The organism is Thermaerobacter sp. PB12/4term (assembly GCF_003403315.2).
GTDB lineage: Bacteria > Bacillota > Sulfobacillia > Thermaerobacterales > Thermaerobacteraceae > Thermaerobacter.
Map to the genome: position 1 here is coordinate 2,284,692 of NZ_CP048407.1, position 18,890 is coordinate 2,303,581.

20 protein-coding genes and 1 pseudogene are annotated in these 18,890 nt (G+C 69.8%); 1 reads left to right on the forward strand and 20 read right to left on the reverse strand.

Annotated features, from left to right (window positions below; all coding sequences use genetic code 11):
* Window positions 1–320 precede the first annotated feature (320 nt).
* The 12 genes and pseudogenes from DYI95_RS09545 to DYI95_RS13305 form a co-directional block, all read right to left on the reverse strand.
* The gene (locus DYI95_RS09545; protein WP_116900032.1) at window positions 321–896 is read right to left on the reverse strand and encodes a hypothetical protein; all 576 of its coding nucleotides are present in this window, start codon (window positions 894–896) and stop codon (window positions 321–323) included.
* On the reverse strand, window positions 893–1,135 hold the full coding sequence (locus DYI95_RS09550; RefSeq protein ID WP_116900031.1) for a hypothetical protein: 243 nt from the start codon (window positions 1,133–1,135) through the stop codon (window positions 893–895). Before DYI95_RS09550 ends, DYI95_RS09545 begins: the two co-directional genes overlap by 4 nt.
* The gene (locus tag DYI95_RS09555) at window positions 1,132–2,295 is read right to left on the reverse strand and encodes a diguanylate cyclase (RefSeq protein WP_158556017.1); all 1,164 of its coding nucleotides are present in this window, start codon (window positions 2,293–2,295) and stop codon (window positions 1,132–1,134) included. The genes DYI95_RS09550 and DYI95_RS09555 overlap by 4 nt, the downstream gene beginning before the upstream one ends.
* A gap of 167 nt (window positions 2,296–2,462) precedes the next feature.
* A complete protein-coding gene (locus tag DYI95_RS09560) occupies window positions 2,463–3,716 on the reverse strand; it encodes an ABC transporter permease (protein ID WP_116900029.1) in 1,254 nt (417 codons plus the stop codon).
* A complete protein-coding gene (locus DYI95_RS09565) occupies window positions 3,713–4,711 on the reverse strand; it encodes an ABC transporter ATP-binding protein (protein WP_158556016.1) in 999 nt (332 codons plus the stop codon). Before DYI95_RS09565 ends, DYI95_RS09560 begins: the two co-directional genes overlap by 4 nt.
* 470 nt (window positions 4,712–5,181) lie before the next feature.
* Window positions 5,182–5,370: pseudogene (locus DYI95_RS09570) on the reverse strand (ATP-binding protein); the annotation flags it as partial.
* Window positions 5,353–5,565, reverse strand: a complete 213-nt coding sequence (locus tag DYI95_RS09575) for a hypothetical protein (RefSeq protein WP_243149998.1) — start codon at window positions 5,563–5,565, stop codon at window positions 5,353–5,355. The gene DYI95_RS09575 and the pseudogene DYI95_RS09570, both read right to left, overlap by 18 nt.
* A gap of 635 nt (window positions 5,566–6,200) precedes the next feature.
* The gene (locus DYI95_RS13300) at window positions 6,201–6,530 is read right to left on the reverse strand and encodes a DUF4367 domain-containing protein (protein ID WP_371731872.1); all 330 of its coding nucleotides are present in this window, start codon (window positions 6,528–6,530) and stop codon (window positions 6,201–6,203) included.
* 404 nt (window positions 6,531–6,934) lie between these two features.
* Window positions 6,935–7,540 carry an RNA polymerase sigma factor gene (locus DYI95_RS09580; RefSeq protein WP_158556015.1) on the reverse strand — a complete coding sequence of 202 codons (606 nt, stop codon included), beginning with the start codon at window positions 7,538–7,540 and terminating at the stop codon, window positions 6,935–6,937.
* A 135-nt stretch (window positions 7,541–7,675) separates the two neighbouring features.
* Window positions 7,676–8,269, reverse strand: a complete 594-nt coding sequence (locus tag DYI95_RS09585) for a CPBP family intramembrane glutamic endopeptidase (RefSeq protein WP_116900025.1) — start codon at window positions 8,267–8,269, stop codon at window positions 7,676–7,678.
* Between the two features lie 165 nt (window positions 8,270–8,434).
* Window positions 8,435–9,082: an NAD(P)-dependent oxidoreductase gene (locus DYI95_RS09590; protein ID WP_116900024.1), complete on the reverse strand. Its 648-nt coding sequence runs from the start codon at window positions 9,080–9,082 to the stop codon at window positions 8,435–8,437.
* The gene (locus DYI95_RS13305) at window positions 8,991–9,233 is read right to left on the reverse strand and encodes an NAD(P)-binding domain-containing protein (RefSeq protein WP_116900023.1); all 243 of its coding nucleotides are present in this window, start codon (window positions 9,231–9,233) and stop codon (window positions 8,991–8,993) included. The genes DYI95_RS09590 and DYI95_RS13305 overlap by 92 nt, the downstream gene beginning before the upstream one ends.
* 222 nt (window positions 9,234–9,455) lie before the next feature.
* Between DYI95_RS13305 and DYI95_RS09600 the strand changes: the two genes are divergently transcribed.
* Window positions 9,456–10,595 carry a HepT-like ribonuclease domain-containing protein gene (locus DYI95_RS09600; protein ID WP_116900022.1) on the forward strand — a complete coding sequence of 380 codons (1,140 nt, stop codon included), beginning with the start codon at window positions 9,456–9,458 and terminating at the stop codon, window positions 10,593–10,595.
* Window positions 10,596–10,644: 49 nt separating this feature from the next.
* Here DYI95_RS09600 and DYI95_RS09605 read toward each other — a convergent pair whose 3' ends face one another.
* The 8 genes from DYI95_RS09605 to DYI95_RS12845 all read right to left on the reverse strand — a co-directional run bounded on the left by DYI95_RS09605 (window position 10,645) and on the right by DYI95_RS12845 (window position 18,887).
* The gene (locus tag DYI95_RS09605) at window positions 10,645–11,325 is read right to left on the reverse strand and encodes an SIMPL domain-containing protein (RefSeq protein WP_116900021.1); all 681 of its coding nucleotides are present in this window, start codon (window positions 11,323–11,325) and stop codon (window positions 10,645–10,647) included.
* Window positions 11,326–11,489: 164 nt separating this feature from the next.
* Window positions 11,490–11,732, reverse strand: coding sequence for a redoxin domain-containing protein (locus tag DYI95_RS09610; RefSeq protein WP_371731908.1), 243 nt, complete (start codon window positions 11,730–11,732; stop codon window positions 11,490–11,492).
* Window positions 11,733–11,800: 68 nt separating this feature from the next.
* Window positions 11,801–13,096, reverse strand: coding sequence for an MFS transporter (locus tag DYI95_RS09615; protein WP_116900020.1), 1,296 nt, complete (start codon window positions 13,094–13,096; stop codon window positions 11,801–11,803).
* Window positions 13,097–13,382: 286 nt separating this feature from the next.
* Window positions 13,383–14,150, reverse strand: coding sequence for a GNAT family N-acetyltransferase (locus DYI95_RS09620; RefSeq protein ID WP_116900019.1), 768 nt, complete (start codon window positions 14,148–14,150; stop codon window positions 13,383–13,385).
* Between the two features lie 187 nt (window positions 14,151–14,337).
* Entirely contained in the window at window positions 14,338–14,673 is a 336-nt protein-coding gene (locus DYI95_RS09625) for a hypothetical protein (RefSeq protein ID WP_116900018.1), read from the reverse strand.
* Between the two features lie 309 nt (window positions 14,674–14,982).
* Window positions 14,983–16,740: a sigma-E factor regulatory protein RseB domain-containing protein gene (locus DYI95_RS09630; RefSeq protein WP_116900017.1), complete on the reverse strand. Its 1,758-nt coding sequence runs from the start codon at window positions 16,738–16,740 to the stop codon at window positions 14,983–14,985.
* Window positions 16,740–17,402 (reverse strand): RNA polymerase sigma factor, encoded by a 663-nt coding sequence (locus DYI95_RS09635; RefSeq protein WP_116900016.1) that lies wholly within the window; start codon window positions 17,400–17,402, stop codon window positions 16,740–16,742. Before DYI95_RS09635 ends, DYI95_RS09630 begins: the two co-directional genes overlap by 1 nt.
* A gap of 402 nt (window positions 17,403–17,804) precedes the next feature.
* Window positions 17,805–18,887: a TetR/AcrR family transcriptional regulator gene (locus DYI95_RS12845; protein ID WP_116900015.1), complete on the reverse strand. Its 1,083-nt coding sequence runs from the start codon at window positions 18,885–18,887 to the stop codon at window positions 17,805–17,807.
* Between the last annotated feature and the right edge of the window lie 3 nt (window positions 18,888–18,890).

Sequence of the window (18,890 nt, forward strand, 5' to 3'; positions counted from 1 at the left end):
GTGTCCACTAAACCGGGGCAAGTCCAGCGCCCGGGCGTGGGCCTCGCGCTCGAGCCGCCCCAGCAACCGCGGGGGCACCCCGCCCGTCATGAGGGCCTGGGGCAACAGGATCACTCCCCCCGCCGCCCGGACGCGCAGCAACGCCTCGTAAGCCACCACGGACCCGCCGGCGACGGATACGATGGGCTGGAGGGCCACGTCCGCTTCCACGATCTCGAGGTCCAGGCGCTTCAACCCGTCTTCGGTCACCATCGTCCCTCCCGTACCTGCCCCACGGTTCCCCGGTGCCCTGCCCGCGGCGGGAACCGGCCCGGGGCGGCTCAAGGCCGCACGGCATGCGGCTTGTTCTTCATCTCCTCCCGGGGCAACCCAAGGCCGTCATACACCGCCTGGCGGAACCACGGGGCCAACAGCCACACCGGCGCCGCACCCAGCAGTAGCCCGTGGCTGAGGATGTTCCCCAGCAGCGACACCCCCGCCTCGGCCAGGGTCACCCGGCCGAAGCCGTAGAACATGGCCGCCTCCGGCAGGGCGTTGATCACCGCCGCCGCCAGGGCCGCCAGCGCGACCCGCCCGATAGTCGCCGCAGATCCGCCGGTGATCCGGCCCGCGATGGCAAAGCCCAGCACGTAGCCGATGAAACCCAGCGGGTCGTCCAGCTCATAACCCTCGATGAGGTCGCCGAATCCCTCCCCCACCGCCGCGCCCAGGGCCACGGCCCAGCGGTAGCGAGCGGGCAACGTCACCGTGAACAACAAGGGGATGAAGAAAGGCTTCAGGTCGATGTCCGGCGGGATCTCGCCGAACAGTTCCGTCACCAGCAGGCCCGTAAAGAAGAAAGCCGCGGTGTACGCGCTGGCGTACCACCAGCGGGGGTCGCCGGACACCCGCCTCACGGGTGCCCACCGCCCCGGGCCCGGCCGGGGGCGTCCGCAGCCGTGGTGGTTTCGGTCGCCGCGGTCCCGGCGCCCTCGCCGCCTGCACCACGCCCGGGCCGCGTGCGCAACAGCGCCTGCAGCCGCGCCAGGTAACGGGCTCGCAGGAACAGGTGATAGGCCATGATCGTTGACAGGCTGATGCCGAGCATCTGCCAGAGGGGGTCGCCCGGCAGGTCCACCAGAACCCGGTCCATCATTCCTGACACCTCCGCAGCGCGATTCCCGGCGAGGGCCGATACGCCACGCCCTCCGCCGCTTCGGGCGCCGTCGCCTGCCCGCAGACGCGGACGGCATTGCGGGATGAGTACTTGGCCGCGTACAGGGCCTGATCGGCCGCTTCCACCAGCTGCTCCGCCGTGCCCGCGTGGTCGGGGAAGGTGGCGACCCCCGCGGAAACGGTGACCCGGCCCACCGGCCGGTTGCGGGCGTCACGGAAGAGGTGCGACTCCACCCGGGAGCGCAGGCGCTCGGCGATGTCCAAAGCCTCCTGCGAAGAGGCTCCGGGCAGCAAGACGGCAAACTCCTCGCCCCCGTAGCGAAACACCACGTCGGTGCGGCGCACGTCGGCACACAACAGGCCGGCCACCTCCTGCAGCACCCGATCGCCGCTGCGGTGGCCGTAACGGTCGTTGAAGCGCTTGAAGTGGTCCACGTCCAGCAAGACCAGCGACACCGGGCGGCCGCGGTCTCGCCCCTCCCGCAGCAGGCCCGACAGGGTCTCGTAGAAGGAGCGGTGGTTGAGCAGGCCGGTGAGGCCGTCGGTCTCGGCCTTCTGGCGGCTCAGGTAGTACTCACGCAGGATGAACAGGAGCAGCGGCACCATCGCCCAGGTTTCCAGGACCACCGCCCACACCTCGGGAGTCCGGATGATGGTGCCGAAGGCCTCGTTGGGCCTGGCGAAGGACTGCCTCACCAGCATATAGGCGCGCAGGTAGCTGAAGGTGAAGGCCGCCCCCGACACCGCCAGGGTCGGGCGTAACGGCAGGAAGCGGGCCACGTAGAACACCTCGGTCACCATCAGCAACACGGCCGGGCCGCTGCGCCAGATCTCACCGGCGAGGCCGGCATCATCGGTGAGGATGAAGTTCAGGTTGACGTAGACGAGAAAGGCGAGGCTGCACGCCACCGCGGGCAGGACCACGTCCTCGGTGACCGGCCGCCGGCGGAGCCAGGCCAGGTACAGGCCGTAGGCACCGCCGAACACGAGGGATAGCAGCAGCCAGTTGTCCAACGCCTGGCGCTCGACGGCCAGGGCGACCACCAGGCTGGTGATGATGTGGTTGGCACGCACCCACACGCCCAACCCGCGCTCGTGGGCCCAGGCGCGGGACTGGGGGACCACGCTCGCCCGGTGCACGTGCCGGGCCTCCCTTCGCCGCCCCTGCAACGGAAAACCCGACAGGCAGGACTGAATATACACGGACAAGATTCGACAGAGGATGTTCATCCGGTGAAGGTTGGGTGAAGATTGGGTTTCGTCCTGTGGGGCCCGCGCTCCCGGGCGCGGCCCCGCCGCGCCACCTCTCAGGAGCGCACCGCCCGCCCCGGGCGGAAGGCCCGCCGCAGGGAGAAGGGTTGCTGGACCAGTAGGTTGTCCCGGTACACGCGCCCGGCCCAGCGGAGAAGCAGCCACAGGACGGCCAGGTTGACGGCCACACCCAGGAGCGGCTGCCACAGGGGAGGTTCCAGCGTGACGACGCGGGCGAACATGATCAGGGGGGTCAGGAACGGGACGAAGGAAGCGATGGTGGCCACCTGCCCCCCCGGCGTGACAAGGGCAACTATCGCTACGATGTATGCGACCACAAGAATTATGGTCGGCAGCCCCGAGGCATTCTGAACCTCCTCCGGGCGGCTGACCATCGCCCCCATGGCGGCGTAGAGGGCCGAGTACATCAGGAAGCCCAGAAGGAAGAAGACGAGAAGCCAGGCCCAGGTTCCCACGGGCACGCTGGAGAGCTGCAGGTCCTCCAGTGACACCGGGCTCCCCAGCTGCCCCCGTACCAGGACCGCGCCCACCCCCACGACCGCCATCAGCAGGAACTGCAGCAAACCGGCGGCCCCCAGGCCCACGAGCTTGGAGACGAGGAGAGTGCCGGGGCGGGTGGCCACCAGCAGCACCTCGGCGATGCGCGATGTCTTCTCCGTGGTGACGCCGTATAGCGCCATGCTGCCGTACATGGCGAGGGCGATGTACAGGACGAGCATGAGCAGGTAGCCCAGGCCCTGGGCAACCAGGGACTCCCGCGGCTCCTTCCCCGGCTCCAGGACCACCTCCTGCAAGGGAACGGGAGCCAGTACCGCCTGAAAAGCGGCCTGGTCGATACCCGCCCGCTGCAGGCGCAGGGGCAGGGCCGCCTGGCTCACGGCGGCGGAGAGGGCCGAGACCGCGTCGCGCTGGTAATCCCGGGACACGTACCGGGCCGCGACGGCTTGCGGTCCCGCCACCGGCTTGAGCCAGAGGACGCCGTCCACCCGTTCCTCCCGGACCGCCTGCTCCACGGCGGCCTCGTCGGCCGGCCCCGCCCACGGTTCCAGAACCAGGTCGGCGGCCGGCACCCCGGCATCCAGCACCTCTTGGAGCGCGGCGACCAGGCCCGTGCCCTCGTCGAGGACGGCCACCCGCCGCTGATCCAGTCTGCCCAGCCAGTCCATGAGGGCCGGCAGGAAGGCCAGGCCCGCCACCAGCAGGATGGCCACGGCCGTCGTCACTTTGTACGCCGTGGAGCGGGTCATCTCCAAGAACTCGCGCCGCACCAGCACGCGGAACTGATTCACGGCCGCACCTCCCCGGACTGGCGGGAGGAGGCCCCGGCACCCGGTCCCCCGCCCAGCCCTTCCACCCGGTCGATGTAGATCCGCTCCAGGCTGGGCAGGCCGATCTCAAAGCGGATCGGCACGCCGAACGCCCGGATACGATCCAGGAGGGCGCCCGGGTCGACCGGTCGCCCGGGCTCGATCAGGTACTCCCAGTAGTCGGCGCCGCGCCGGGACACGGTCAGCCCCAGGTCCCGGGCGACGACCTCGTAGCGTTCCGCCGCCGCTGCGGCAGCCGCCCCGGCGAAGGCCAGCCGCAAGGTCCGGCGCCCGTCGGCCCGCTTCACCTCGTCCAGGGTGCCGGCCAGAATGGAACGGCCGCCGGCGATCAGGCATACGCCCTCACAGAGTTCTTCCACGTGGCCCATGCGGTGGCTGGAGAACAGCAGCGTGCGCCCGGAGCGAACCTGCTCCTGGATGATGCCTTTGAGTACATCGACGTTGACCGGGTCGAGGCCGCTGAAGGGCTCATCCAGCACGATCAACTGCGGCTCGTGCAGGAGAGCCGTGGCCAGTTGGGCCTTCTGGGCGTTCCCCTTGGACAGCGCCTGGGCGGGCTTGTCCGCCCACGGCCCCAGTCCCAGGCGCTCGATCCAGGCATTCGCCCGTCGCCGAGCCTCGCCGCCGGGCAGGCCGGCCAGCTCGCCGAAGAAGGCCAGCTGCTCGCGCACACGCATGCGGGGGTAAAGACCGCGTTCCTCGGGGAGATACCCGAAAGCCCGGGGCGGCAACTCCCCTACGGGTCGCCCGTGAAAGTGGATGTGACCGGCGTCGGGCGAGAGAATGTTCACGATCATGCGCAGGGTCGTGGTCTTGCCGGCCCCGTTGGGCCCCACGACACCGAAAGCGGTGCCCGCCGGCACCCGGAAACTGACCTCCCGCACCGCCGCGACGGTGCCAAAAGACTTCCGTAACCCTGCGATCTCCAGGCCCGGCGGGGTGCCCGTCCCGATCACCGGGGAATCCCTCCCTTCCTCAGTGGACGCTCCCCGCTGCCCGCCCCGATGGCCGTGAAGGGAGGGCCCGGGCACCGTGCTCCAGCGCCGGAAGGGGACGCCCATCACCCGGCCCCCCAGTGGCTTACCAACCCAAGGTAATCGGCAAGAGGGGGCCATCGGGTGAAGGGAATGCGAAGCTTGTGTGAACTTTCGGTGAAGGTTCTCGGTTCACACCCCGGGGGCGCATCGCCCGTTGCTTGAAACATAGTCATCTGTTTCAAGCAGCCGATCCTTACGGATAGGCGGTGCCGGTCTTATCCAGCGATCCGCTGGCGCCGGCTTCCCGCTTCCTCCGGGACTGCCTGCCAAGGCCGGTTGAGTTTTGACCCACTTCGGCCGGTTGAAAAGTGACCCACCGGAGCTGGCAATCTGGTCCACTCATCCTGCTGTGGTTCGACCGCACTACGAAGGACACCCGAACGGCGCTTCTACCGGAGTCGGTAGCTCTCGCCCCGGATGTTGATCACGTGACCGTGATGCAGCAACCGGTCGAGGATAGCCGTGGCGATGACCGGGTCACCGAACACCTCCCCCCAGTCGGCGAAGGTCTGGTTCGATGTGAGGACGATGCTGCCGCGCTCATATCGGGCCGCCACGAGTTAGAAGAACACCGTGGCGCCCACCTTGTCGAGGCGGGCCTGCTGCCGGGCCGCTTCCTGAGCCGCCTCTTCCTCCAGCCGCTGCTTGCACGCCTTCAGACGCTCCAGGCGGCTCGCACGGTGGCGCAGCTCCTCCGGCATCGCGTCCCCACGACGCCCGGGGCCGTACCGCTCATCTTCTTCCCCGTCCGTGGCCTCCGCCTCCCGAAGCATCTGCTCGACTTCCTCACGAATCGCTTCGTAGGTTCGGTTGGCCGCCAGCGAGGCGTTGGCCTTGACTTTCGTCGCCCGGGTACCCCCTGGCTCCGGAATGGCTTCCCCGAGCGCGTTGGCGACAAGGTCACGGACGGTCGGTGGAACCGAGCGGTGAGTGTCGTCGTGTACGAGGTGAAAACTTCCCATTCGGCGTGGGGTCCATCCGCGCCTTAGGAGGAGGTACTGCCCGTGGTTAGACGGGTCTACAGCGTAGTCGTCCCGTTTGTTTTCGTGATGTTGATCGTTGCCACTCCGGCGTCGGCGGCCGCCCGGCCTCAGGCCTACCAGTACCTGGTCAATGGGTCCTGTGACATCAATCTCGACCGAGACGGCACCTTCGTGCTTTGGGGCTCTACCACTGCAAGTCGTCCCGTTGACCGAATTTCCGTGGTCGTCACCTTGGAATATTGGGACGGGGCGCGATGGATCGCGTTGACATCCCGAACACTCAATGCGTACAACACGCGGACGGTCTCAGGGGCCTGGTCTGTCATCGCTTCGCCAGGCTATTGGTACCGGGGGTTCTGCGAACACAGCCTCTACGAAAGCGGGGTGTCGGAGTACGGCACCGCGACCACGAGCCCACTTCGATACTAACGCCCTGGGGCAGCGGACGGGCCAAGGGACTCCGGGACCCGGAGGGCGTCTTGCGGTTCAATGGTGCCTTCGACCGTCAATGCGTACCCACGGATGGCCCAAGTCAACTGAACATAGCCCGCCTTGTGCACGATGAGCGTCCCTGGGGATCTACCGACGGACACCCTGTGCACCCGGGCATCATCTGTATCGTACAGGCTACCGAACGCGGTTTGTCCATTGAGCCAGCGCTCTCGGATGACAAAATGGCCACCCGACGCCACATATCGAAGCTCAACCTGCTGGGCTTCCGCATGCTGAACCGAAACCAGGATTACGCCTTCCAACTGGGATGCAGTCGGGAGCCACCGGGGGACGAGAATCGGGAACGATGATGCGCTCCGCTGCGGCGAGATCGATGAACTTGCGGGTCACAGTCTCCGGACCTTCCTCGACGGCGGGCGGTGGCAACGTCGCGGCCGCACCGGGGCTCAAGTACGCCCGAATGTTGCGAACGGTTCCCCCTACCCATGAATCTTCGAACCGGGCCACAAGGACCGGCACCGCCCCCGCACGGACCGACACCACGAAAACAGCAAAGGTGGCCGCTACCGCCGCAGCCCCATACCACGGCACCCTTCGCCGCCGCTGGCGGTAGCGGGCGTACCGGCCCTTCACCAGCCCAAGGGCCCGTTCCGCGTCGGGCTCAGGCTGGCCGGCCATAAGGTGGTGGAACGCTGCCCGCATGGCCTTACGGTCGGGCCAGTCGGGGCGATGTTCCCCCGGCCTCATCCCTCTCCCTCCCCATCGCGTGATGCTGGCCCTGCTGAGAAGCGCCCGCCTCAATGAATTCCCGCAATGCCTGCCGTGCCCGGAACAAGCGAGACTTGATAGTCCCCGCTCGGCTCCCCGTCCGCTTGGCGACCTCGTCGATCGTGTAGCCATCATAGTAATGGAGCAACAGGACCTCGCGATGGGCAGGTGAAAGTCTCATGATCGCACCGGCCAGGTCGTTTGCAATGACCCGGTCCTCAACGGCCTCCTCTACATGGAGACCAGAGCGCACGGCATTTTCGAACACGATTTCAGAATCGCTCGCCTGACGGGTTCGTGATGCATGGCGCACAATGTCGCGAGCCACATTGCGGGCCACGACAAAGAGCCAGGCCTCCAGACTGGAGATCTCTTCAGACCGACGACGGCGGCAGAGGCTGCGGTAAAAGGCTTCCTGCACAGCTTCCTCCGCGATGTGGGTGTTACCGAAAATGACGCTCAAGCGATAAACCAGCGGCGCGTAAAGCCGGCGGAAGGCCTCGTCCCACGATTGCCGTTCAGCGTGGCGGTCCGACGGCTCCATGCGGTCACCCCGTCCAGGCATACCCCCGAACCATTCCATTCCTCCCGCAGGATTTCCTACCGGGTCGTGCTTCCATGTTTACCATCTGACCAGGCCCCGTTCGGTTCGTAAGAGTCCAGGGCATCTCCTCGTCCATCATGTCCGCTGCGGAAGGAACCACCCCTGCTTCCCCAAGACGGTCATGGTGACGTTGCGCAGGAAATGCGCCCACACCGAGGTCCAGATGCTGCCGGTGAACCAATATCCCCAACCCAGGAGGAGCCCGATCAACCACGCCCCCGCCAACAGCACGGGCCGGGTGAGGTACCGCACATGCGCCACGGCGAAGACCCCGGCTGCCACCGCCAGTGCCACGGCAACGGGGGAGATCCAGTGAAGCAGAAGGGATTGGATCGCCGCCCGGAAGAAGAGCTCCTCGCCAAGGGCCGTCAAGACCATCAGCAGGAAGATATGGGAGTAGCTGAGCCGACTGAAGGAGGCATTGGTTCCGTCGTCGGCCCACAACCGTTGGGGGAGGAACACGGCGATGCCGATTTGCATCGCCACGACGAGGAGGCCCAGGATCGTCCCCAGGCCCCACACCTGCCGCGGATCCCCCACCGCCAGCAGGTCGGACCACGAGGGCGTCTTGGCATCGCCGAGCAGGAGGACGAGGAGACCAAACACCCCGACGTACACGGCGCTCAGGTAGAGCATCCACAGGGAAGGCGTCCCGTTCCGCTGTTCCACGCTGTGTGGCTCCTTCTCGTCTTCGCAGCGGCAGACAGCGCATGGGGAGCGGTATAGATCCCATGGGAACGTGGTCGAACGTCACATGACCCTTTGCCGCAGTCGCGACACCCGTTACCGGAGGTCGTGAAACCCGTTACCGGCGGTTCGGGGCGCCCCAAGCGCCTACGGGCACGGAGACCTTCCAGTTGCCGCCGGCCCGTTCCCTGGATTCGGTTGCCAAGCCGCCCACCGCTCGATCTCGCGTACGATGGCGCCGAAGTCGAGATGCCCCAGCCCGCCGGCCGTGGCGGCGGCGTAGGTCTGGGCCACCTGGGCGGTGGCAGGCATCGGCACTCGGGCCTCGTGAGCGGCCGCCAGGGCCAGGCCGAGATCCTTGTGCATCAGGGCCAGCTGGAACTGGGGCGGGAACTCCCCACTGCGCCACGCGGGCAGCTTCATCTTGAGGAGCGGCGCCGCCGCCGGTCCGGCTTCCAGCAGCTCCAGGAACGCCTCCCGGTCGACACCCAGGCGTTCGGCCAGGACCAGGCCCTCCGCCGCCACCTGCAGCAGCCCGGCCAGGACCAGGTTGACGGCGATCTTGGCCGCCTGGCCCTGGCCCGCCTCGCCGAAGTAGATGGTCTTCCGGCCCAGGGCGGAAAACAGCGGCTCAAGTCCCCGCAGCGTGTCGGGATCGCCACCGGCCAGGATCACCAGCTGCGCCTCTTCCGCCGCCCCCAGGCTACCGCTGACCGGCGCTTCGACGAAGGGGATGCCCCACTCCCGGGCTTCGGCGGCGAACTCCCGGGCGGCCTGCGGCCCGATGGTGCTCATGTCGACCCAGACGAACCACCCGGCCGAGTTCCTCCGCCCGGGCCGGCGTCCGGTTCCACACGTCCACCTCAAAACCCGCTTTGATCGGGTTGCGCGCCATGCGACTCCCCATGGCGCCAAGGCCGATCCACCCCACGCGGTGCAAAGGCATAGGCCCTCATCCCTATTTCGCCAATTTCGCCCGGCGCCGTGCCGGTTCGACCGGGCGCGGGCCGCCGCCGGAGGGTTTCGCGCGGGGTGACGGCAAGGTCTACCGGCACCCCACCCCGTTATTGAAGAATTTCCCTCGTCCTTCCTTCCCCGGCGGGCCACTCCACCGGCCGGTGGGCCTTCGCCGGTGGTAACATCGTACTGATACGGGAGGTTCGGAGCCGTGGTCCGTAAGCCGCGGGTGACCGGCGAGTTCGTCCGCGTCGACGAGCGGCTCTACCGCCTTCCGGGCGTCTTCGCCCGGTTCGACGGCCTGGTGGCCGCATTCCTCCACGGCAGTTACAGCACCGCGCACCAGACGCCCCTGAGCGACGTGGACCTGGCCGTGGTCTACCGGGCGGAGCGGCTTCCGGACCTCCGGGAACTCGTGGACCTCCAGGGTGCCGTGGAAGACGCCCTGGACCTCGAAGACGGGTTCGTCACCGTCCTCAACCGGACGCCTTTGCCCTTTCGGTTCCGCGTCCTGGCCAACGGCCGACTGCTCTACGTCACCGATCCCGTGGCCCTGGCGGACTTCCGGGAGCGCGTGTGCAAGCTCTACGGGGATTTCGCCCCCGACTACCGGCGCCTGGCGCTGGACTACGACCGGGCACTCAAGGAGGCCTACGCCCCGATGGTCGAGATAGCGCCTCCCGGTCCCTCAGGCGGTCCCGTTGATTCCGGCGACCAGCGGACCACGGACGCCGACGAGGCGCCGGTTACCCCCTATTCTCCTGCCGGTCTCCCGCGTTCCGATGCCGCGGGTTCCGGCTCTGCAGGTTCCGGCAACCCCGGACCGGCGGACGAACCCGGCCGGCCGACGGCAGGCCCGCGCCGGGACGGCCCCGAGGGCGTGCCGGAAACGCGGCCGACAATGAACGGCGAGCCCCCAACCACCCCGTTGGGCGTCATCGACCGGGAGAAGGTACGGGATAAGCTCGACTTCATTCGGAGGAACCTGGTGCACCTCGAGGCCCTCGCCCGGCGCGGGCCCGCGGCCTTGCGCGACGACAAGATCGCCGAGGCCGCGGCCGTCCATATGCTACAGACCTCCATCGAGGCGATGATCGACGTGGCCAACCACGTGGTGGCCCGCCTGGGGCTGGGTGTTCCCAGGTCGTACCGCGAAGCCTTCGACCTGCTGGTGCAGGCCGGGATCTTCCCCGCGCAGCACCGGGCCGCCTTCCACCGGATGGTCCGCTTCCGCAATCGCGCGGTGCACCTGTGCGACCGGATCTCGCCCGAAGAGGTTCATGCGATCCTGGCCCGTCCCATGGGGGACTTCGACCTGTGCATTGGAGCCGTGGTCCGCCGGTTCTTCTAACCCTTTGTCTCCTTGTGTTTTTGTCTCTTTGTCTTTCCCTCTGGTTGGGTCATTGACTGCTTCCGTTCGGCTCGAGGGCGAAGGTCACCTCGACCTCGGCGCTGATGTCGTGCTGGCCGGGGGTGATGGGCGCCGAAGGTGCGTCCCCGGGTTCCGCCGCGTACACCGCGTAGGAATCGCGGTAGCTGTAGCGGCCCCCGCGCCGGCCCAAGTGCAGGTTCATCTGCACGGGCGGGCCGAGCCGGACCCCAGCCGCTCGGGCGGCCACCTCGGCGCGTTCCCGGGCGTGCCGGACGGCATGCTCGAGGGCCTGGAGCTCGAGTTCCCGTACGTCCGAGATCTCAAAGGCCCACAAGGTCGCCTCGCTGGCCCCTACCGCCAGGGCGCGGCCGAGCAGCTTGCCTGCCAACTCGAAGTCCCGCACCCGGGCTTCCAGGACGTACCGGACCTCGTGTTCGATCAGGCGCCGGCGACCTTGGCGATCGGTGTGGTGACGGGTGCTGGTTTCGATGTCCACGGTCCGCAGGGCGTCGTCGGCGAGCCCCTCTTCCCGCAGGGCGGCGATGACCTGCTGCGCGGCATCGACCGCCGCCCGGTAGGCCGCCATGTGGTTCGTGGGATGCGTCCTGTAGACGTAGAACCGCAAGACCGCCACGTCGGGCGTGACCGAGACCCTTCCGTAGCCGGTGGCGAAGAGGGTAGGTTGGCGGGATTCAGCATCCGGCGGCATGGCGGATCGTCCCTCCGTGATGGGGTATGAAGAAGTGCTACGGCGAGCCGGTTCGCCACGGGGTCGCGGTGGGCCGCAGCGACCGCACCTTATGGGGTGATCGGTACGGCGGCCGACGGCGTCCACCGGTGGGCAGGTCCCAGAACCTGCATGCGACAAACCGGCTACCCCTTGTCAACGAGCCGGGTGGACTCCAGCACCTCCAGCGCCTTCTCCGCATGACGGCTCGGCGGGATCCCCCGGATCACCTCGAGCACCCGCCCGTCCGGGCCGATCACGAAGGTCACCCGGTCCACGAGGGGGACGAACCGGCCGATGACGGGCAAGTCCCGCCGCACCCCGTACGCGGCGGCCAGGCGCCGGTCGGGGTCCGAAATGAGCCGGAAAGGAGCATGCCCAGGGAACAGGCTTCATCGGGGCTTCAGCCCAGTCCGCTGGGCGGTCGGCTGCCGAACGCACCGGTGGCATCGTTCCATTATGGCTCCCGGATACGAGGGGTACGCCCGTGGCCAACCCCGTGGCCCAAGGGTGACATGACCGACCACCGACGAATCCACGGGGACGCGGCCGCCAGCACCAAGCCCCAACCCAGCAATGCCCACCGGACACCGACCTCGGCCACGCTGCCGGCCAGGACGCGCCCCAGGGCCCGCACCCCGTCGTCGGCGAGACCGGCCGCCACGGTGACACGCGCCATTCGATCCTGCGGCGTGACCGCCGTCAACCGGCTGCTCTGCAGTACGAAGGCAGCGGACAGCGCGCCGTCAAGGAGAAAGGCGCCCATCAGAACCGCCAGCGTGCTTCGTGCCCCGGCCAGCACCGCAGCGCCCGTACCGGCCAGGGCGACCGCCCCCGTGAAGAGCCGGGACCAGGCCACCCGATCCACCAGTCCGCCCAGCAGCAGTACCGCCACCACATTGGCCGCTCCCATGGCCGAGAAGATCCACCCCGTCCGTTCCGCATCCCAATGCAGTTCATCCCGTGCCAGGACGACGACCCAGAGACCGACGGCCACGCTGGTGGTCGAGAGAAGGCATCCGGCCAGCGCCAGGCGGCGGGCGAGGGGTGCGCGCCAGAGGTAGCGGAACCCGTCCCAAGCACCGAATCCCGGCCGTTTGCGGCCGTCCCGCAATGCCGCCGCCTCCGGCTGGCTGTATGGGCATTCCTCGCGATGCTGCCGTCCGGATGCTGCGACCCGGGCCGCCAGCAGGCTGGCCACCGCAAGGAGATCCGTCAGCGCATCGGCAGCCAGCGCCCATCCCGCCCCGTACCGGCCGATGATCGTCCCTGCAAGCAGCGGCCCCAGCAATGTGGCGACGGCATCAGCTCCTTCGTTGAGGTTGAACGCGGCCGCCAGCCGGGCCCGCCCCACGGTGTGGACGACCAGCGGGCGGAACGCGGCGGCGTGAAGCACGTCGGCCGCACCCAGCGACGCGAGGACCAGAGCGATCTCCCACGCCCCCGCTTGACCCCCCAGGACCAAACCGGCCACGGCACTCGTGGCACCAAACCGCAGGGTCTCCGCCAGGAGGGCCGCCTTCCACTTGGAACCGCGGTCCACCCAGGCGCCGACGGGGATGGACAGGACGAACGCCGCCAGCCGGTCGCACGCCAGGACCGCGCCGGTGACCCATGCCGAGCTTGTCGCCTGCAGGAGCAACCACGGCAGGGCCAGGTCCGCCAACCGCATACCCAGAAGGGATGCACCGCGCCCGATCCACAGCCATCGAAAAGATGCCTCGCGTAAAAGCCCAAGCATTGGCAGCAGCATCCCGCGACGCGAACGTTGTAGCGCCCGGTCACGCGTAGGGGGCCTCTTGGGCTGGAGAGAAGCATCGCGGTGGGGACGTGCATCCTGAAGGTACCCACCGTCAGGTGCCCACCGTCATCGGGCGGCTCACATCCGTCGATGCGACCGGCCAACTCCACGTGACTCCGCCTTCAGGTCGCTTGGCATCGGGACGCCGGGCACCGCCACCCCTTGCTGTACCAACGCCCATTCGCCCATTGGACTGCAGTCCGCCACCCTTACGGCGCGACCCGCATGCGCCGCCCCCTCATCCGCCCTGCCCCTTGAGCCGCCCCAGCAACCCCTCGAGGTCCGCCCATCCGTACCCCCACTCCTCCAGGTCCACTCCACCGATCGCGATGGTCCGGGTGCGGACGTGAGTGCCACCCAGGGACTCGTAGAAACGCCGGTAAGGGTTTTGGGCCAGTACCCACACCAGCATCGACCGATGACCGCGGGCCAGCAGCTCCCGGACGGCCGCCGCCACCAGCCGCCGGCCTACGCCGCGCCGCTGGTACTCCTCAAGCACGTAGATGGCGCCCAGCTCCCCGCGAAACTCGGGGTCCCTCGACCGCTCCGGGCCGGCGGCGGCGAAGCCCACCACCCGCTCCGGCGTTTCCACCGGAGCGTCTCCCTTCCGCGCCAAGGGGCGGACCGCTCCCACCGGGTGTTTCGCCACCGGCCGGCGTTCCGCATCCGGTGCGATCCCTTCCTGGTGCGCACCCGTCCCGCCTGCCCGGAATTCGTCGCCGGAGGCACCACCACCGGCCTCCCGGCCCGGGCCGCCCCCGTCGCCGACCCCAGCATCGCCGCCAAGGGTCACCCCGTCCACCGCCACCACCACGAAGGACGAACCGGCATCTCCCGCATCGCGGGCGATGACGTCCTGCCACCACCGGGCCCGAGGTTCCTCCTCCATGGCGTCGAGGTACGCGTCGGGGATCAGCTCCCGGTAGGTGCTGCGCCACGTGGCCACCTGCACCCGGGCGATCCCGGCCGCATCGGCCGGCATCGCCCGGCGAATCTCGATGCCCATGATGTTGCCTGCCCCCGCGATGTTCCTGCCCCCGTGGTCCGGACCGCACCACGCCGAGGGTCTGTAGTGCAAACACCGTCGGCACTCGGTCCGTTACCGCGTCCCGTACTACCCTCTGCTTTCGCGCTTACGGACCGGGCTACGACCGGATCGGTAGATGACGTCGCACTGGTCGACCCTTATCGGCCTAGATCTGGCCCGTGATCACGGCCAAAACCAGCATCCACGCCAGGATAGCGACCAGCGGTACCGTCGCCAGGGCCGCGGCGGCCCGCACGTCCCCCTTCCTGCGGAGCACCAGCACCGCCACGATGGCCAGCACGATGCCCACCGGTGCCACGTACTGAAAGCGCGGCGTGGCGGCAAAGTAGACAAGGGGTCCGATGGCGAACAGCGCTGCCGCATAGACCCACCCTGCCCGGCGGGTAACCAGCGCCGCCAGCCCGCACCCGATGGTCAGCACCCAGCCGGGAATCCCCAGCAGGGCGCCAAGCAGCAGAGTGTCCAACGCCTCCAGCGGCACAGGCCTCACCCCTCCCGGCGGCCAGCGTCCCTCATCCAGATCATACCTCCGCCGTGGCCAGCGGGAAACGCGCACGGCCGCCTGCTCCGGCAGGGAGACGACGCTGACCGCATTCGCCGGTGGGGCAACGAAAGCGGCGCGGGCGGCCGGATTCCGGCCCCGCCGGAATCCGGCCGCCCGCGCTCGAGCGTCCCGGTCGCGCCGCAGCCACCCTGACTTGCAAGGCCGGCGTGCCGGTTGTGCCGCCTTGGCCTTGACTCGTCCCGGCCCTTTTTGTCCCGCCTCGTCCGTTCCTCTTGTCCGCTTTCCTCACGACCCGCGCGGATCGTAGCCCACCACCGTCCAGATGCCCGTCTCGTCCTGGCGCACACGGCGCTCGAGGTACACCCGCGCGACCGGGCCGACCTGGACCTCCACCACGGCCCGCCTGCCGTCGTTGTGGACGACGCGGATGTGCCGGTCGACCAGGGCTCCGGGGCCGCCCATCTGCTCGCCGAACCGCCCGAGGAGGAAGGCGCCCGCCACCTGGACGGGATCCAGCATCCACGGGGAGTGACCGGCGTCCACCTGCTGCTGCGAACCGCGTTCCACCTCCATGTCGACGGAGACCTCGACCTCGGGGTCGAAGCCGGTTCCGACGCCGGGATCCCGGTTCGGATCGGGGAGCTGGATGTCCAGTGCCAGGGCCCGGGCCAGTTCCACCCGCCGCGGCCCCTCGACGGTGATCTCGAGCCCCTGCTGGCGCCAGCGCAGCCGCGCGCCGAACACCTCGAGCAGGCCGTCCTGGCCGGCGGAGCCGAGAGCGGCGTTCGGCTGGGGCTCGAACGGGCCCTGGGCCGGTTCTTCCACAATCACCGTCTCACCGTAATCCAGGACCACCCGGTCCCGAGCCGCCAAGATCCGGCGGGGCGCCTCGTCCGGCAGCAGCGGGGTGAAGCCGGCGATGGCCGCCGCCTCCGCGGGCGTGTCCACCAGCTGCCCGGGGTTCTCCTCCTCCACGCGGTAGCCCGCCGGCACGTGGAAGCGAAAGCGGGACGGGTCGACCGCCACATTGGCCTCGAACCGGACGAAAGTGGTCTCGGTCTGGATCCCGTTCTGCATCGCCGTCCGCAGGCGCAGGGGCAGGTGGGACTCGGCGTCGACCCAGAGGTCGTAGGGCAGCCCGCCCGGCGGTTCGATGCGCAGCCGGATCACCTCGCGTCCCGCGACCTGCTCGTGGCCCACCACCCGGTGGGGGTAGCGCAGGGCGGCGCGCGCCTCGTCCTCCAGGTCGAAGGGGCGCACGTCGGGCAGCGGGGGCAGCACCGCCACCACCCGATCGGCGGGACGAACCTGCCACTTGCGCCGGCCGTCGTGCACCGTGACCACGCCCGTGTCGTCGCGCGTCACGTAGCGGTCGCCGTCGACCCAGATCTCGATCCGGCGGACCAGCCAGGTCTCGCCGGCGGCGTTGGTGGTGCGCTTCTCGAGAACCGCGTGGTAGCTGTGGAGCTGGGCGACGGCCCGCTCCATGGCGTGGACCACGTCGGTCTCCGGCGCCGGTCCGAGCCCCAGCTGCGCCCGGAGCCACCCGCCGAGGCCGGGGATCCCGGGCCACGGCGCGAAGACCGCCGCCAGCGCCAGCCCGGCGACCAGGGCCGCCGCGGCAATCCCCACGCGCCGCCGGCGGCTACGCGTCCAAGCGCCCTCCCGCTCCCTGGCCCGGGTGTCGTCCTGTTCCTTGGCGCCAAGGGCGCCGGCACCCTCCCCCTCCCCGGCGCCGGCGAGGCGCCGCTCCTTGGCGCCGGCGTCGAGGGCGTGGAGGGCGTCAAGGGCGCCGATTGCCTCGAGCCCTCTTCCGGCGGCGACCAGCGGCCTCCACCCCTCCGCCGGCTCCGGCACGCCGCGCAGGCTCTTCAGCATGCGGGCCACCGCCAGGAGCTCCGCCTCCTCGGGCTCCGCCGGCGCCGGGGGACGACGCTCCTCGTTCAGGGCGTCGATCATCCGGTCGAGCCGCTCCTCGCGGAGGGCCCGCAAGCGACGCCGGTTCCAGTCGCGCCAGGAAGCCATCGGGCCCTTCCCTTCCATCAGCGGTCCACCTCCCGCAAAAGGTCCCGCAGCGCCTTCAGAGCCCGGTACTGCAAACCGCGGATGGCGGCCTCGCTGCGTCGCATCTGGCGGGCGGTCTCGGCCCTCGACAGCCCGACGACGATGCGCCAGTGCAGCACCTCGCGGTATGCGGGCGGCAGTCGGCGCAGCAGCTCCTCCAGACAGACGCGGTCGACGACCACGGCCGCGTCGGCGTCGCCTGCGGCGCCATCGCGGGTTGGGGCAGCCGCCTGCAACAGGGCCTCTTCGAGAGGCACGGTCGCCCCGTCCCGCCGCTGCCGCCGCCAGCGATCGCGGATCAGGTTGAGGGCGATGGTGCGGACCAGGGCGTCGGGCGGGGGAAAGCCCGTCTGCCCCGCCTCCGCCATCGCCTCCACCATCGCGGGCCTCTTGGCCCCGGAACCGGACGCATCGTCACCGCAGGCAGCGCGACCGGACGCACCGGAGCCACCAGGGCCCGCGGCCCGTCCACCCCGCAGGACGCGCAGCACGGTCTCCTGGGTCACGTCCTCGGCCTCCTCGCGGTTCTGGACCCGGGCGTAGACGAACCGGTAGAGCCAGGGCCAGGTCGCGTCGTACCAGCGCCGGACCGCGTCCTCGCCGGCTGCAGGCGGCGACCCGGCATTCGCTCGTTCGGGCATCCCTGCACCTGCTTTCCCAACCGTGGCCTTGGGGAGGCACCTCCAAAGGGTAGAACGCGGGGACACGGGGGACGTCACGCGGCGGGACTGGAAAGATGCGGGAGGTGACGGGTGGCGAGGCGGGTGTGCGTTCCCTGCCGCCCGCCGGGAACCGCGGGATCGCGGGGCGAACATCGCACCGATGGCCGCTGCCGCGACAGCGCAAGCCCCCCTTGCCTGGCTGCGACGCGGTCCGGTGACCGCCGTCTTCGCAGGGGGCGTGGTTCGGCGACGCCCTCGGCGAACACGGCAAGGAGCGGCCGGCGGTGGCGCCCGGCGCCGGGTTCGTCCGCATCAGACCCCCGGCCTGCGGTGCACGCCGGGGAGGCGGGAAGGGGACCGCCGCCCCCCTCCCCAAGACCTTCAGGAGGGCTTGTAGAGACCGTCGCGGACCAGTACCAGATAGCGTTCCCACTTCTCGACCCACTGGTCGAGGTCGGCGTAGCCGAGGTCGGGGCGCTGGCGGATGGCAGCGAAGATGCGCGGCAGGAGGCCGTCGCCGACCAGCATCAACAGCTCGACGGCCTGCTCCACCGTCACCCCCGGCCGCAGGCGGCTGGTATCGACGTCACGGTAGAGCAGCTCCTGGCTCCGGGCCGCCGCTTCGGCCAGCCGCTGGCGGAACTCGGCGGACACGGCCGGGTCGACCATCGACCGGACGATCAACCGGTAGGCGTCCGGGCGGTCCCGGTAGACCTGGAGCTTGATCGCCCCCAGCCGGCGGAGCCGCTCGAAGAGATCCCGCGGTAGGTCCGGCTCCGCCTCCTCAAGGGCCGCTTCGATCGGCTGCAGGGCACGGTCCACCGCCGCCGAGTAGAGTTCGTCCTTGCTGCCGAAATAGTAGAGCACAAGGCTCTTGGCGACGCCGGCCCGCCGGGCGATGCGGCTCAGGGACGCCCGCAGGTAGCCGTGGTCCGCGAACTCGGCCACCGCCGCGTCGAGGATGCGCTCGCGGGGACTGGCATCGGCCGTACTCGCCGGGCCGGTCCCCTCCTCGTTCCGCCGGGCCGATGCGGCGGCCGCGCGGCGACGGCCAGTGCCCCGGTGACGAGCGCCGCCCGCCCGGCGGTCGCCGGCGGTGCCGCTATTGGGGACCCCTCCGTCGCTCCGGGCGGGAGCACCGCCGGCGGTGCCGCTGCTGGGGCTCCCGCCGCCGCTCCGGGCCCGAGTCCCGTTGGCGGTGCCGCTGTTGGGGGTCCCGGCCGTCCGGGCGGGAGCCCCAAGGCTAGTGCCGGTGCTGGGAGTCCCGCCGTCACTCCGGGCGGGAGCCCCGCCGCCGTTCTGGGCGCGAGCAGTCCCGCCACCGCTTCCCTGGCGGGTCGTCCCGTCTCCGTCCCCTCCGTCCGCGTCGCGGCGAGTCCCGCCACCGATCCGGCCACCGGCAGTCCCACCACCATGCCCGGCGCGGGACGTGCCGTCACCCTGGGAAGTGGCGTCGCCTGCCATGGA

What these genes read in the sequence shown, in the direction of transcription:
- DYI95_RS09620 (WP_116900019.1), bottom strand. Translation starts at nt 14,150, where the DNA reads ATGGGCATCGAGATTCGCCGGGCGATGCCGGCCGATGCGGCCGGGATC.
- DYI95_RS09605 (WP_116900021.1), bottom strand. Translation starts at nt 11,325, where the DNA reads ATGCCGCCGGATGCTGAATCCCGCCAACCTACCCTCTTCGCCACCGGC.
- DYI95_RS13305 (WP_116900023.1), bottom strand. Translation starts at nt 9,233, where the DNA reads ATGCCTTTGCACCGCGTGGGGTGGATCGGCCTTGGCGCCATGGGGAGT.
- DYI95_RS09575 (WP_243149998.1), bottom strand. Translation starts at nt 5,565, where the DNA reads ATGCTTCGGGAGGCGGAGGCCACGGACGGGGAAGAAGATGAGCGGTAC.
- DYI95_RS09615 (WP_116900020.1), bottom strand. Translation starts at nt 13,096, where the DNA reads ATGCTGCTGCCAATGCTTGGGCTTTTACGCGAGGCATCTTTTCGATGG.
- DYI95_RS09590 (WP_116900024.1), bottom strand. Translation starts at nt 9,082, where the DNA reads ATGAGCACCATCGGGCCGCAGGCCGCCCGGGAGTTCGCCGCCGAAGCC.
- DYI95_RS12845 (WP_116900015.1), bottom strand. Translation starts at nt 18,887, where the DNA reads ATGGCAGGCGACGCCACTTCCCAGGGTGACGGCACGTCCCGCGCCGGG.
- DYI95_RS09550 (WP_116900031.1), bottom strand. Translation starts at nt 1,135, where the DNA reads ATGATGGACCGGGTTCTGGTGGACCTGCCGGGCGACCCCCTCTGGCAG.
- DYI95_RS09635 (WP_116900016.1), bottom strand. Translation starts at nt 17,402, where the DNA reads ATGCCCGAACGAGCGAATGCCGGGTCGCCGCCTGCAGCCGGCGAGGAC.
- DYI95_RS09580 (WP_158556015.1), bottom strand. Translation starts at nt 7,540, where the DNA reads ATGGAGCCGTCGGACCGCCACGCTGAACGGCAATCGTGGGACGAGGCC.
- DYI95_RS09630 (WP_116900017.1), bottom strand. Translation starts at nt 16,740, where the DNA reads ATGGAAGGGAAGGGCCCGATGGCTTCCTGGCGCGACTGGAACCGGCGT.